The sequence below is a fragment of the Rhodococcus sp. NPDC059968 genome (assembly GCF_042738615.1).
GTDB lineage: Bacteria > Actinomycetota > Actinomycetes > Mycobacteriales > Mycobacteriaceae > Rhodococcus_F.
Window position 1 is genome coordinate 271,621 of record NZ_JBHWUE010000002.1, and the last position, 14,121, is coordinate 285,741.

A 14,121-nucleotide genomic window follows, 5' to 3' on the forward strand; every position below is an offset into this window, starting at 1 on the left:
CGGCCCCGCCCGCTGCGCGTGAGATTTCTAGTGCTTTCCGGCCATCAGTGAATCTCGGCCTTGTTGTCGATCACTGTGACGTAACCGGTCTTGAAGTTCTGCTGGACGCCGCCGGGGATGGCGAACTTGTCGCTGATCGGGAACCCGAGCCGGCCGCCCTCGTACCCGGCGCTCTTCCACGCGTCGAAGATCGGTCCGTTCTCGACGGACCAAGCGCCCGACAGCGGGCTCCAGTAGATGTTGCCGCCCTCGAACTGGTTGAACCGGCCGCCGTCCTTGACCGCGATCTCGCTGGTCTTCGGGAATCCGAGCCACCCACCCTCGTAACCGAGTTCGGCGTACTTGCCCATGATCATTCCCTGCACACTGTGTGTGCCGTTCGCGGGACTGAAGTACATGGCGCCGATCTCGAAGCCCTGCACCGCGCCGTCCTTGCCGGGCGTGGGAACTTCCTCGGCCACCGGGTATCCGAGCGGTCCGCCCTCCCAGCCCTGACGTGCCCACTCGTCGCGGATCGCACCGCGGACGGCGTGCGCCCCGGTCTGCGGCGACCAGTACACGGACCCGTGCTCGAAGTGGTTGAAGCGACCGCGACCGTCGGGGGTGCCCAGTTCGGGTGTCGTCGGGTAGCCGAGCGGCCCGCCCGGACCACCGGTCGCCTGGTAGACGCCGCCGATGGCGCCGGCCACCGGCTGTGCGCCGGTGTCGGATTTGGCGAAGATCCGGCCGTTGCGGAAGTCCTGGACCGTTCCGCCCGCGAGGCTGTACTCGGGGGTCAGGCAGTCGCCGATCCACGGGTTCGCACCGGCGACCCCGGCGATGGAACCGCCTGTGGTGCACACCGGCTTGTCGGGTTCGACGTCGACGGCGCCGGCGAGCTGCGGCCACAGCTGGTGGAGCTCGAACTGCCAGTACGGCCACGAGTGTGTGCCGGACGGCCGGTAGTTGACCTGGGCGGGGATGCCCAGTTTGTTGAGCTTGGTCGCGAAGGTCTGGGATGTGAGTCGCGAGAGGATTTCGAGCCCCATACCCGCGTAATTGGTGCTGACGCCCGGGATTCCGGACGGCTGGTCGTACGGGCCCGTGGTTCCGCTACCGCTGGAGATGTAGAGGCTGACGCCCTTGAGCTTGTCGGCCAGCAGGTAGGGGTCGTGCTCCTCCCACGCCGAGCTGGTCGGGGGACCCCACATCGCGTCCGCGTCGAACCCGCCCGCGTCGCTCATCGCGTAGGCGACGGCCTGCGGCATACCGAGCGCGGTGGTGGTGAGCATGCCCGACAGCGACGCGGCGAACTTGAAGAATCCCTGGTTGCGTGCCGCCAGGAACATGGCGGACGTGCCGCCCATCGAGAGTCCTATGACGCCGCGCGTCTGCGTGGTGCGCCAGTCGCTTTCGAGGATCGGGGGCAGTTCCTTCGTGAGGAACGTCTCCCACTGGTAGTTCTGACCGTTGTCCTGGGCCACCCAGTCGGAGTAGAAACTGGACTGGCCGCCGACCGGGAGGACGACGTTGATGTTCTTGTCGGCGAAGAACGACTCGGCGTCGGTCTCGAGGGTCCAGCCGTTCTCGTTGTCCTGTGCGCGGAGACCGTCGAGCATGTAGACGGACGGGAACTTCTCGGTGGGCTTCGAGTTCCAGTCGCGCGCAAGGAGCATCTGCACCTGGATCGGCACGCCCATCGACGGAGAGTTGATCCAGATCGCCACGCGACGGTCGGTGAGCCAGTCGACGTGATGGATCGTCGCGCCGCCCGGGGCCTGCGTGGCCACCGGAGCCTGCGCGGCGGCGGGCGCCGCATGGGCGACCGGCGCAGCCGAGACGGTGGCGGTCTGGGTGAACCCGACCGCCACCGGCACCACGAGCACAGCGGCAAGCGAGGCCAGCGTTCGCCTTCGAACATTTCCGGCAGACGAACGCTGACGTTCTGCCCTGAACAGGCCTACTCGCATGACGTTCACTCTCTCTCTGCGCGTCGAGACCAACACGGAGCACGGCCTCGCGTTCCGGTTCTTTCTACACGCAAACGACAGACGAGTGGGAGTGCCGCGCTGTTACAGCTGGTGCAATTGTTACTTCCGAGCTACCCGATCGTGTTGCCGAGGTCGCCGGCCAGATCGTGGATCTGCTGCTGCCAGTAACGCCACGTGTGGATGCCGCGGGGCGGGAAGCTGTAGGTGACGTTCTTCGCGCCGAGGGTGGCCATCTTGACCTGGAAGGCACGGGTGTTCGCCAGCGACAGTGCCTCGAGGCTCGCACCGGTGCTCGCGTTGAAGACGTCCATGAATCCGGTCGGTGCGGCTCCGCCGGGAGCGGGAATGCCGTTGGCGGCCGACACCCACAGGCGGGTGTTGTTGTCACGAAGCTTGTTCGCGAACACGAACGGGTCGTTGCGCAGCCACGCCGGGTTCCACGGCGGGCCCCACATCGCGTCGACGTTGTAACGGCCTGCGTCGAGCATCGCGATGCGGATGGCCTCACGCATGCCGGGAGCCGAGATGTTCAGGTAACCGGACAGCGAGCCCGCGTAGTTGAACTGCTCGGGGTGGTAGGCCGCGAGGGTCAGGGCGGCGCTGCCACCCATCGACAGGCCGATGACGCCGTTACGGGTGGACTGGAACCCGAGGCGGTTCGCCAGTGCGTCGCGAAGTTCTTGAGTGAGGAACGTCTCCCACTTGTACGGGGTCTTCTGGCCGTTGAGGTTCGAGTTCGACAACCAGTCGGAGTAGAAGCTGGACTGCCCGCCGACCGGCTGGACGACGTTGATGTTCTGCGAGGCGAGGAACGGGCCCGCGTCGGTGTTGACCTCCCAGCCGCTCAGATCGTCCTGCGCGCGCAAACCGTCGAGCAGGTAGACGACCCGGTTGGTGTTGCCGTCGGCGGCACGCCAGATGCGGCTCTTGATCGGTCCCATGGCGGAATCGACCCAGAAGTCCTGCGCCGCGGGGTCGAAGGCTGCGGATGCGGTTGCGCCTCCGCCCACCATGGTCACGCCCAGTGGCAGTGCGACCGCCAGAGCAATTGCGGCGGCGGTACGCCTGGCCCATCCGCTTGTTCTCGTCGAACCCCCAACTCGCATGAACTCGTCTTCCCTCCGCTTGTTTCGTCTCGCGCCGCGGCCGCGGCAACCTCTCGATAACTCTCGTGAAAATCTCACGTACAGACGCCACCCGCGCAGCGCTCGCTGCGCGGGTGGCGTCTCGACGGGATCACCTTACTGACAAAACGTTCCGTTGTGCACTCCCGGGGGAAGGCAATCCAGGGTTTCCCCTCACGTTCCCGGTCCGGGCACATGCACTCCGGAGCGCACGAGTGCCGCCCCGCCGGATCGGCGGGGCGGCCTTCGCCACGAAGGTGGTGTCAGATCACCAGGCGCCCAGTGTGTCCAGAATCTGGCCGCGCGCCTTGAACAGCTCCGAACCCCAGTACGGCCACGAGTGCGTGCCGTTGGCGGGGAAGTCGAAGGTGGCCGGGACACCGAGGGTGGCCAGACGCACCTGGAATGCGCGGGTGTTGGCCAGGGCGAGAGCCTCGAGGCCCATGCCGTTGGCGGTGTTGTAGTAGTCGATCGGAGCGCGCGGGTGGTCGAACTCACCGGGCAGACCGCTGGCAGCCGAGATGAACATCGACAGGCCGTTCAGACGCGGCGCGAACACGAACGGGTCGTTACGCAGCCACGCCGGGTTCCACGGCGGGCCCCACATCGAGTCGACGTTGAAGCGGCCGGCGTCGAGCATCGCGACGCGGATCGCCTCACGCATGCCGGGAGCCGAAATGTTCAGGTAGCCGGACAGCGAACCGGCGAACTTGAACTGGTCACGGTGGTATGCGGCGAGGGTCAGGGCGGCGCTGCCACCCATCGACAGGCCGAGGACGGCGTTGTTGGTGCGCGAGACGCCGTAGTTCGCCAGGAAGTCGGGCAGTTCCTGCGTCAGGAACGTCTCCCACTTGTACGTGACGGGCTGGCCGTTGAAGTTGCTCGCCGAGTACCAGTCCGAGTAGAAGCTGGACTCGCCACCGACGGGCATGACCAGGGTCACGTTGTCGTTGCGGTACTGGTCGATCGCGTTGGTCTCGAAGCTCCACGCGTTGCGGTCGTTGCGGGCGCGCAGGCCGTCGAGCAGGTACAGCGCGGAACTACCGCCGCGGGCTGCCCACTGGACCTGGACCTTGATCGGTCCCATGGAAGAGGGAACCCACAGTTCCTCGTAGCCACCAGCCGGCGCGGTCTTGGCGGGACCCGCGTGCGTCGGTGCTGCTGCGGCGACGGCTCCACCAGCGATTCCTGCGCCCACAGGCAGTACCAGTGCGACGGCGCCGATGGCCATCGCACGCTGCTTGAGGCGCTGAGACAACCTCGGTCTGGCAAAACGCATGAATACTGCTCACTCTCTTCGTCTGCGGACTCCGCCAACTGGGCGGCTCCGGCGGATTCCGTCGGGGAACAGGCGACCTGCCGGCCCGGGCATTGAAGCCGGGTCGGCAGCGGACCTCTTCCAAGTCACACTGCGCTTGGTGGACTGTATGTCACACAAAGTTCCCTGACAAACGCTCGCGGAGCGCTTTTCGGGGAACTTCCAGACCACCGTCAACGATGACTCATCATCGACGTACATCGTCGCCGACAGCTCCCGCGTTACACAAACGAGATCTGATGTTCCGACATCGAGATCTGCCCGGGACGCCGCAGTGACACACGCCCGGCCCGTTTCGCCCTATTTGGCCGGTTCCGGGAGGGGCGGCTCGAGATTGCATCGCTGAATTTCATATGCGGGCACTCGCTCGATTCGATAACTCGCGAAATGCAGCGCATCCTTGAAATTCTGTTTGAATCGCGGCCACGTCAGTTCCGACCGGTACGACGTCAGCAGGTCCTGAGTCTCGGGGCACGTGAGCGCGACCCGCGCCTCGGTCACCCATTCCTCGTCGAGGAATCCGGGCATCCACGGGTGCTTGTCGATCATTCCCGTGTCCACCACGACCCAGTCGGGGTAGAGGGCCTTGTCGTGCCCGATACGGCCGTCGTCCAACCGCTCGGTGTGCGCCGCCAGCGGGTAGGCGAGACCCATCTGGTCCAGCACCCGCACGTCGAGGCCGACGTTCATGCTCGTCATGCCGAGGTTCAGGAAGTACACGGTGTGGCCTGCGCCGCCGTCCGGGATCGGAAGGGGCGGAGGAACGACGAACCAGTACGTGTAGTCGGCGGACGGGATGAGCAGGCCGCCGTCGGGGGTGTCCGAGATGGTCTGGACCATGGCGCGCATCCGCGGGTAGTCCAGATAATCGTCCGCGCGAATCGGGTGCGCATGACCGGTGTTGAGAACGTAGAAGGCGCGTTCGTCGACAATTCCGGAACGTCCGATAACGACACCTTCCGGCATTCCCGTCGTGTTCGACGCGAAGAATGCCCACACGACGGTGCCGACCCACAGGAAAGCCATTGCGAGAAAAATCGACGATTCCCTGTTACGCCCCCACGCCACCCGGTCCGGAATTCGCACAGGAATTACGGCGACGGGAACGATGAAACAGAACAGAACGGGGAGAAGAACGCGGCCGTGCATGAAGTCGCCGCCGACGCGCAACGAGTACAGACCGAGGATCAGCCCGCTCGCGAGAATGAAGACGACGACGGCATTCTGCGTCCGCAGCCATCCGCGCAGGCGCGTCAGCCGATTCCCCTCGGTGTGACGAACACCATCTTCGATGGACTTGTCCCGGCCGCGCCAGGCGATCACGGCGCCGGCGAAAAGGAAAACCAGCGGCAGCCACAGCAGGTACGGGCCGAGCAGATTCCAGAGATAGGCGAAACCCTGCGACCACTTGGCGCCGCCGGCGTCCTTCGACACCGCGGTGTTGGGGTACGGGAGGGCGTAGTAGCCCATGCGCCAGATCTGGTAGCCCACCGGAACGATGCCGGCGACGAACACCATCGCCACGCGCACCACCCAGGTGAGACCGGGCGCGAGGAAGATCATCGCCAGCGACAGCACACCCAGGATCGCCAGCTCGGGGCGCACGAGGGGCCCCATGCCCGCGATGAACGAGAGCACGAGCACCGAGGTGGTGGACGGCGTGGCCGCCTGACTCCATCGGACCAGCAGCAGCCAGAGCAGCGCGATCCAGAAGATGACGAGGCAGCTTTCGAGACCCGACGTCGCGAAGTCGCGGGCCGGGGGCACCGCGATGTAGACGAGCACACCGGCGGGCATCAGGAACAGCGTGCCGCCGCCGGCGAAGGACCCACCGCGGTACAGGCGCGCGGTGCCGAACATGGCGAGCACGATCGCCGCCGTGGACAGGATCAGCGCGATCGTCAGGACGACGTATTCGAGCCGGGCCTGGGAGAGCCAGCTGAACGCGTAGACGATGTACGTCCACGCGGTGCTGGTGTTGGCCTCGACACGCTCGCCCGAGTTGAAGACCGGACCGTTGCCTGCGAGGAGGTTGCGGACCGTGCGCAGCACGATCAGGCCGTCGTCGGCAATCCATCTCCGTTCCCAGGCGCCCCAGAACATCAGGAGGGCCGAGATGGCCACACCCCCGAGGAAGACCACCCTCGAGAGGATGGCCTTCCGGTGGCGTTCGGTGGTCCGCTCCGCGGCGGCGTCCGAGTCCTCGGCGCCTCCTACCAAGTCAGACGAGGTAGACAGCGACACCCACCACTCCGATCCAGGCAATCGCGAGGAGTTGGAGCACGCGGTCGCCCAGCGCGATCTCCTCGGGCTCCCCCGCCTCGCCGCCGTCGACGTCCACGGCATAACGCAGGATCGCGATGGTGAACGGCACCATGGAGATGGCGTACCAGTTGGTGGCCTTCAGGTCGTCCTGCTGGAACGCCCACAGTCCGTAGCAGAGCACGACCGCGGTGGCGCTGAGCGTCCAGACGAAACGCAGGTACGTCGTGGTGTAGTTCTCGAGGGACTTGCGGATCTTCGCACCGGTGCGCTCGGCGAGCTGCAGTTCGGCGTACCGCTTACCGGCCGCCATGAACAGCGAACCGAATGCCATGACGAGCAGGAACCACTGCGACAGTGCGATCTCTGCGGCGACACCACCGGCGATGGCACGCAGCAGGAACCCGGACGAGACGATGCAGATGTCGAGGACGGCCTGGTGTTTGAGACCGAAGCAGTAGGCCAGCTGGATGCCGATGTAGACGGCCATCACGACCGCCAGCTGCCAGTTGGCGAGGAACGACAGGGCGAGCGACCCGCCGAGCAGCACGACCGCCATCCCGAACGCCAGGTTGACGGGGAGCACACCCGCCGCGATGGGGCGGAATCGCTTGGTGGGGTGCGCGCGGTCGGCCTCGACGTCCATCGCGTCGTTGACGAGATAGATGCCGGACGCTGCCATGCAGAACACCACGAAGGCGAGTGCGACGGGAAGCAGGACGTCGGATTCCGTCGCAGTGCCCGCTGCGATGGGAGCTGCGAGTACCAGGACGTTCTTGACCCACTGACGCGGGCGGACAGCCTTGACGATGCCTGCCGCCAGGGATGTCGGGGGTCCGGTGACGACGGCCGGTTCCTCGCTCATTTCTCTCCAAACTTCTGCTCGGCCTTCAGCACCGCGACCGCAGAGGCGGCCCCCAGGGCAGATCCGGCGAGCACATCGGTCGGGTAGTGCACTCCCAGAACGAGCCGGGAGAGCAGCATCGGCGGTACCAACAACGCAGGCAAGGGTAGCCCGGTGAGACGGCCGAGCAGCACGGCAGCCGCTGTGGTGGACGTCGCGTGCGACGACGGGAAGCTCAATTTGCTGGGCGTCGACACGTTGACCTGGATCGACGGGTCGTTCGGCCGGGGGCGGCGGACGATGCGTTTGATCACGATCGACGCCGCGTGGGCGCCGACGGCACCCACCGCGACTCCCGCCCACTGCCGGCGGCGAGGCTTGTCGAGCGCCGCGCCGATGCCGGCAACGGCCACCCACCCGAGGGCGTGCTCACCGAAGTGGGACATACCCCGTGCGGTCGAGACGACGCCGGGACGGCTCGCGATCGTCGACTGGACGGCCTGCAGGATCTGGATCTCACTTGATGCCGAAGACACGTTCCCACCTCTCCTTACTGGTCAGCGCAGGAACGGCGTCCTGGTACTCGCGCTTGAGTTCGGGGAACCGCTGGGCCAGTTCGCGGCGCAGCCGGATCGCTTCCTTCAGCAGCGCGAGCGCCAGCTTGGGGTTGCGCTTGCGGTAGACCACTCCTCGCCCGTCCGCGGTGGTGACGGTGACGCCGTCCACCTGCGACAGCAGGAACCAGCGCGCGTCGATTGTGGGCACGTTGAGCTGGGGACGCTCGTGGTGCTGCTCGTGCGCGGGCTTCACGTTGTGGACCAGGCCCTTGCCGAGGCGCACGATCTTCGCGAGCGGGTTCGTCGGCAGGCCGACCGCGCCGACTTCCTCACCGGAGGGCATCGGCAGGCTCGTCGACGACGGCAGCACGACGGCGTCCGGGTACTCCTTGCGCATCGCGTGGACGTTGCCGAGCGCGGTCGGGAGCAGTTCGAAGATGTGCTCGGGGCCCTGCAGGAAGTCGGCGATGGCTTGGTTCTGGATCGCGACGGTCGAGTATTCGAGGCACAGCAGGTGCTTGATCGTGGCCTTGACGGTGTTGATCACGAGTCCACGGCCGTTGCCCGGCATGTGCAGCGACGCGACGACGAGCCGGTTCCGCAGGTGGAAGTACGCCTGCCAGTCGATGGCGTCGTCCTTGTCACTCCACGCCATGTGCCAGATCGCGGCACCGGGCATGGTGACGGTCGGGTAGCCGGCATTTCGGGCACGCAGACCGTATTCGGCATCGTCCCATTTGATGAACAGCGGCAGCGGCTGACCGAGTTCCTCGGCGGCCTGCCGCGGGATCATGCACATCCACCAGCCGTTGTAGTCGACGTCGATCCGGCGGTGCAGCAGCCGGGAGTTCTCGCGGTCGCTCAGCGGGTAGCGGGAGAAGTCGTGGTCGTACTCGACGTTCGGTGCGGCCGTCCACATGAAAATACTGCGGTCGACGACCTCGCCCATCGAGTGCAGGTGACTGCGCTCCTGGAGGTTCAGCATCTGTCCGCCGACGAGCATCGGCGACTTCGCGAACCGCGACATCGCCAGTGCGCGCAGGATCGAGTCGGGCTCGATCTCGATGTCGTCGTCCATGAACAGGATGTGCTGGCAGTCGGTGGTCTTCAGCGCCTCGTACATGATCCGGCTGTAGCCGCCGGACCCGCCGAGGTTCGCCTGGTCGTGGATGGCGAGCCGGTCGCCGAGCGCTTCGGCGGCCTCCGTGAAGCCGGGCTCGTCCCTGACCTTGCGGGTGCCCTGGTCCGGGATGATGACGGCCTTGACCACGTCCATGACGAGCTCGTCGGACGCCAGCGCCGTCAGTGCCTTGACGCAGTCGGTCGGCCGGTTGAACGTGGGGATGCCGACGGCGACGGTGGCCGCACCGGGGGCGTCGACCGGCGCGTACCAGCCGGCGCTCTCCAGCACGACCTCGGTGTCGGTGGTGATGTCGAACCAGATCCAGCCGCCGTCCTCGAACGGGGCGAGTTCGATCTCGAACTCCAGCGCGGCGTCGCCGTCCTGGAACTCGCGGCCCTCGACGTGGATGCGCGACGAGTCGGCCTTGGAGCGGTACACGTCGATGCGGCAGTGCCCCGACAGCTCGAGACGCAGCACCACGGAGTTCAGGGTGCTCCACCGGCGCCAGTAGCTGGCCGGGAACGCGTTGAAGTAGGTGCAGAACGACGCCTCCGCCTCGGCGCCGACCGACAGCGACGTGCGCGACAGCGAATGCGCGCGGCGGCTGTTGGTCTTCGCCTCCTCCAGGTAGAGGGTGCGGACGTCGAGCGGCTCGCCGGCGCGCGGCAGGATCACCCGCTGCAGCAGCGACTTGCCGAGTAACGGGGCGTCTTCGGTGACCTTCTCGGATTCGAGCAGATGTCGGGCGCTCATTCGGCATCCCCCACGAGGGCCGCACCGGATTCGAAGTGCGGACGCAGGGAGTTGTCGAACATCGCCAGCGCGCTGGCGATCGCCATGTGCATGTCCAGGTACTGGTAGGTGCCGAGACGGCCACCGAACAGGACCTTGCTCGACGCCATCTCCTCCTTCGCGCGGTCGCGGTAGGCGGCGAGCATCGCGCGGTCGTCGGGGGTGTTGATCGGGTAGTACGGCTCGTCCTTGCTCTCCGCGAACCGCGAGAACTCCCGCATGATGACCGTCTTGTCCTTCGGGTAGTCCCGCTCCGGGTGGAAGTGGCGGAACTCGTGGATCCGGGTGAAGGGCACGTCGGCGTCGTTGTAGTTCATGACCGGGGTTCCCTGGAAGTCACCGGTCTCGAGTACCTCGGTCTCGAAGTCGAGGGTGCGCCAGCCCAGCTCGCCCTCGGAGTAGTCGAAGTAGCGGTCGAGGGGGCCGGTGTAGACGACGGGGGCGTCGGGGCTCTCGGCGCGCAGGTCGTCGCGGACGTCGAACCAGTCGGTCTCGAGCCGGACCTCGATCTTCGGGTCCTTCGCCATGTTCTCGAGCCACGCGGTGTAGCCGTCGACGGGCAGGCCCTCGTACGTGTCGTTGAAGTAGCGGTTGTCGAACGTGTACCGCACCGGCAGTCGTGTGATGTTGCCCGCGGGCAGGTTCTTGGGGTCCGTCTGCCACTGCTTGGCGGTGTAGTCGCGCACGAACGCCTCGTACAGCGGCCGCCCGATCAGGGAGATCGCCTTCTCCTCCAAGTTGGACGCAGACCCCGAGTCGATCTCGCTGGACTGTTCGGCGATCAGCTTCCGCGCCTCGTCCGGGGTGAAGTAGCGCCCGAAGAACTGCGACACCAGCCCCAGCCCCATCGGGAACTGGTACGCCTGCCCCTTGTGCAGCGCGAACACGCGGTGCTGGTAGCTGGTGAATTCGGTGAACTGGGTGACGTAGTCCCACACCCTCTTGTTCGAGGTGTGGAACAGGTGCGCACCGTACTTGTGGATCTCGATGCCGGTCTCGGGCTCGGCCTCCGAATAGGCGTTTCCGCCCAGGTGATGACGACGGTCGAGCACCAGCACACGCTTACCCAGCTGTGTTGCTGCACGCTCGGCGACGGTCAGTCCGAAAAATCCGGAGCCGACGACGATGAGGTCGTACCGGCCAGGGGCGGTTGTCTCTGGGGTTGCAGCGGTCACGATGAACCAGGGTAAGCGACTCCGCCGCCCGTGCGCGGCCAAGGGGGGCAAGCACCCCCTCGGCACACACGAGGAGTTCTCCCTGTATTCACTGGTTCTGCAGGCCTCGTTGTTCCCGCCGACGCGGCGATCGCGCTTGATGAGCGGGTGCGCATCGTCCAGCTGGCGAACTTCTACGGACCGCGGTCGGGTGGGCTTCGCACCGCCCTCCACAACTGGGGTCAGGGGTACGTCGAACGCGGCCACGAGGTGATCCTCGTCGTCCCAGGTCAGCGCGACTGCGAGGAGCTGTTGCCGAGCGGGGTCCTGCGGATCACCCGGTCTGCTCCCGTCATCCCCGCGACCGGGGGTTATCGCGTGGTCAATCCGCGGCGCGTGGCCGACGTCGTCAGCGGTCTGCGGCCCGACGTCCTGGAGGTGTCCGACCGGCTCACACTGCGCGGTTTCGGGGGCTGGGCCCGGGATCGCGGGGTGCGCAGTGTGGTCGTGTCACACGAACGCCTCGACCGGTTGCTCGGCCAGCTCGCTCCGCGCCGCGTGGCCCGCGGCTGGGCCGATGTCGCGAACCGACGGATGGCCCGCAACTACGACGCCGTCGTCTGCACGACGGACTTCGCGAGCGAGGAGTTCACCCGGATCGGGGCCCCAAACCTGCACCGGGTTCCGCTCGGTGTGGATCTCACGATGTTCCACCCCGGCAAACACGACCAGGTGATGCGCGACTCGTTCGCCGACCCGGCGCAGCGTTTCCTTCTGCACTGCGGCCGGCTGTCGATGGAGAAGCAGGTGGAACGGAGCATCGACGCCGTCCGGCTGTTGCGGCGGCAGGGTCACGACGCCCGGCTCGTCATCGCCGGGGACGGGCCGCGGCGCGAGGCGCTGCAGTACCGGGCGCGTGGGCTCCCCGTGCACTTCACCGGGTTCATCAGCGACAAGGGCCGCCTGGCGTCGCTGTTCGCGTCGGCGGACGTGTCGCTGGCGCCGGGACCGCACGAGACGTTCTGCCTGTCGGCGCTCGAGTCGCTGGCGGCGGGCACCCCGGTGGTCGCGTCACAGTCGTCGGCGCTCGCCGAGATCATCACACCCGGCTGCGGCGCCCTGGCCCGGGACCGGGGTCCCGCGTTCGCCGAAGCGGTGAGCGGCATTCTCGCGATCCCCTCGCGCACGCGCCGGGCGTCGGCCCGGCGGCGGGCCGAGGACTTCGGCTGGGGCGAGTCCGTCGACGGGATGCTCGCCGTGCTCGAGGGGACCGGTCCGCTCTGCTCCGGCTAGCTGCCGCCCGTCGGTAACCACTCGCGCAGCACACTGGCGTCGATCACCTGCGCGCCCAGCTTCTTCGTCCAGATGATGGTTCCGTTGGTGTACATCCGGAACTTCCCAGCCTCCGACGGCAGCATCAGCTCGGGACCGATCGGCGCTCCCAGCGTGCTGTTGACGCCGCCGAGTTCCTTGTACTTCTCGGCGATCGGCGAACCCTCGGTGGTGCCGACGGTGTCCTCGTCCTCACCCGCGGACGCGAGGGTGGACTCGGGTTCGGGAGCGGCCGGCGGCGCGGGGACGCCGAGTCCGTCACCGACCGTGAACCAGTCGGACTTGAGCTTCAGCTTCGACCTCGCCTCGGCGCCCGTCGCCTCGGCGGTGCCCGACGATCCGACCACCTTCACACCCGTGACGCGTCCGCCGCCGACTCCGAAGTTGTTGCGGGTGACCACCTCGAACGATTCGAGTTCCCCCACGTTGAACGCGGACGCGATGTCGCCCGCGGTGAGGGTTACGGTCCAGTCGTGGTTCGGCGATACCGTGTCGCCCTGGTCCTCGACGGCCGGGAACTCGCCGCCTGCGGTGTATCCACCTGTCGACGAAGAGAATTCGGCGGCGACGGGCTTGTTGTCCTTCGTCAGGATCATGCCCTTGGTGGAACGGACGGCGTCGGTGGTCCGCGGGTCTTCCTTCGCGGAACCCCCGTACACCTGGCAGCTCTGGGTGTCGCAGGTCTTCGCGTACTCTTCCCGGTTCTCGGCGGCGGCGTAGGAGCGGGCCGCGACGGCCTGCGCCCGAAGCGCCTCGGCCCCACCGGTGTCGGCCCAGCCGGCTTTCGCCTCGGCGGGCACGACACCCAGGAGGTAGTCGTCCATGTCGAGGACGTTGACGGTGCGCACGGCGGCGCCGTCGAGCGCGACCCCGAGGGCTCCGCGGTAGGGGGTGTCACCGGCGCAGAGCTTGAGGTGCTCGTTCGCGGGACGGTCCGGGGTCAGGTCGATCGGGTCCACCCACGGGTGGTCGGTGGCGTCCTGCCACAGGACCTCGCCTGCACATCCGCGGGTGACCACGACGTTGGCGCCGCCGTCGGCGGTCGGCGTGAGGTGGACGGCCTCCCCCGGTCCGACGGGCTTGCCCGCGACGACGGCGCCGGCGTCGGAGTAGACGTCGAGTGGCTGATCGTCACGCGCCTGCAGCCGGACGCTGATCTGTGCGTCGGCGAGGGTGCCGAGTGTGGTGCCGCCGTAGTAGTGGCCGAGGATGCGTTCGGCCGCCCATCCCTGATCCTTCGCGTATCCGTAGGCGCCCCACTGGCCCATTCCGCGGCCGTGGCCGTTGCCGTGCCCGGACAGCGTGAACGGCGTGTCGGAGGCGACGGTTGCCCGGATGTCCTGGCTGGAGGAGCGCAGATGCACGACGACGCCGGTGACGGCGCCGACGACGAGGACGGGTGCGATGCCGAGCGCCGACGCGCGCAGGACTCTTGCCTTGAATCCGCGCGGGGCGGGAGGGCCCGCGATGTACCGCCTCCTGCGGGTCCAGGCAGGTCTACCTGCACGAACCCCGAATTCGGTCTTCGCCATCACTGCACTCCTCATCGCTGAACAACGAGCGCTGAGACGGGGCGTGCACCTCGTCTCAGCGGGTCCGGGGAATTCGGGATAAAGTCTCAATGTAAGGTTGAGCGTTATGGACC

General features: G+C 67.1%; 10 protein-coding genes. 1 reads left to right on the forward strand and 9 read right to left on the reverse strand.

Going from position 1 to position 14,121, the window contains the following annotated elements:
* Nucleotides 1-44: 44 nt before the first annotated feature.
* From ACFWAY_RS03845 to glf, 8 genes are all read right to left on the reverse strand, one after another.
* Entirely contained in the window at nt 45-1,949 is a 1,905-nt protein-coding gene (locus ACFWAY_RS03845; RefSeq protein WP_378509842.1) for an alpha/beta hydrolase-fold protein, read from the reverse strand.
* Nucleotides 1,950-2,080: 131 nt separating this feature from the next.
* The gene (locus tag ACFWAY_RS03850) at nt 2,081-3,076 is read right to left on the reverse strand and encodes an alpha/beta hydrolase (protein WP_378454421.1); all 996 of its coding nucleotides are present in this window, start codon (nt 3,074-3,076) and stop codon (nt 2,081-2,083) included.
* Between the two features lie 286 nt (nt 3,077-3,362).
* Complete coding sequence (locus ACFWAY_RS03855; protein ID WP_378454422.1) at nt 3,363-4,373, reverse strand: alpha/beta hydrolase; 1,011 nt, start codon at nt 4,371-4,373, stop codon at nt 3,363-3,365.
* A gap of 339 nt (nt 4,374-4,712) precedes the next feature.
* Nucleotides 4,713-6,632 (reverse strand): flagellar motor control protein ZomB, encoded by a 1,920-nt coding sequence (gene zomB / locus ACFWAY_RS03860; RefSeq protein WP_378509875.1) that lies wholly within the window; start codon nt 6,630-6,632, stop codon nt 4,713-4,715.
* Nucleotide 6,633: 1 nt separating this feature from the next.
* Nucleotides 6,634-7,539: a decaprenyl-phosphate phosphoribosyltransferase gene (locus tag ACFWAY_RS03865; RefSeq protein ID WP_378454423.1), complete on the reverse strand. Its 906-nt coding sequence runs from the start codon at nt 7,537-7,539 to the stop codon at nt 6,634-6,636.
* Nucleotides 7,536-8,054 carry a phosphatase PAP2 family protein gene (locus ACFWAY_RS03870; RefSeq protein ID WP_378454424.1) on the reverse strand — a complete coding sequence of 173 codons (519 nt, stop codon included), beginning with the start codon at nt 8,052-8,054 and terminating at the stop codon, nt 7,536-7,538. Before ACFWAY_RS03870 ends, ACFWAY_RS03865 begins: the two co-directional genes overlap by 4 nt.
* On the reverse strand, nt 8,035-9,951 hold the full coding sequence (locus ACFWAY_RS03875) for a glycosyltransferase (RefSeq protein ID WP_378454425.1): 1,917 nt from the start codon (nt 9,949-9,951) through the stop codon (nt 8,035-8,037). The genes ACFWAY_RS03870 and ACFWAY_RS03875 overlap by 20 nt, the downstream gene beginning before the upstream one ends.
* Nucleotides 9,948-11,165: a UDP-galactopyranose mutase gene (gene glf, locus ACFWAY_RS03880; protein ID WP_378454426.1), complete on the reverse strand. Its 1,218-nt coding sequence runs from the start codon at nt 11,163-11,165 to the stop codon at nt 9,948-9,950. The genes ACFWAY_RS03875 and glf overlap by 4 nt, the downstream gene beginning before the upstream one ends.
* Before the next feature lie 147 nt (nt 11,166-11,312).
* Here glf and ACFWAY_RS03885 point away from each other — a divergent pair, with 147 nt between their 5' ends.
* A complete protein-coding gene (locus ACFWAY_RS03885; RefSeq protein WP_378454427.1) occupies nt 11,313-12,437 on the forward strand; it encodes a glycosyltransferase in 1,125 nt (374 codons plus the stop codon).
* On the opposite strand, the gene ACFWAY_RS03890 is transcribed toward ACFWAY_RS03885, so the two are convergent.
* The gene (locus ACFWAY_RS03890) at nt 12,434-14,008 is read right to left on the reverse strand and encodes a SpoIID/LytB domain-containing protein (protein ID WP_378509843.1); all 1,575 of its coding nucleotides are present in this window, start codon (nt 14,006-14,008) and stop codon (nt 12,434-12,436) included. The genes ACFWAY_RS03885 and ACFWAY_RS03890 overlap by 4 nt on opposite strands.
* Nucleotides 14,009-14,121: the final 113 nt, after the last annotated feature.

Excerpts from the sequence above, each read along its gene's own strand:
- ACFWAY_RS03875 (WP_378454425.1), bottom strand. The coding sequence starts at position 9,951 with ATGAGCGCCCGACATCTGCTCGAATCCGAGAAGGTCACCGAAGACGCC.
- ACFWAY_RS03845 (WP_378509842.1), bottom strand. The coding sequence starts at position 1,949 with ATGCGAGTAGGCCTGTTCAGGGCAGAACGTCAGCGTTCGTCTGCCGGA.
- ACFWAY_RS03850 (WP_378454421.1), bottom strand. The coding sequence starts at position 3,076 with ATGCGAGTTGGGGGTTCGACGAGAACAAGCGGATGGGCCAGGCGTACC.
- ACFWAY_RS03890 (WP_378509843.1), bottom strand. The coding sequence starts at position 14,008 with ATGGCGAAGACCGAATTCGGGGTTCGTGCAGGTAGACCTGCCTGGACC.
- ACFWAY_RS03855 (WP_378454422.1), bottom strand. The coding sequence starts at position 4,373 with ATGCGTTTTGCCAGACCGAGGTTGTCTCAGCGCCTCAAGCAGCGTGCG.
- ACFWAY_RS03865 (WP_378454423.1), bottom strand. The coding sequence starts at position 7,539 with ATGAGCGAGGAACCGGCCGTCGTCACCGGACCCCCGACATCCCTGGCG.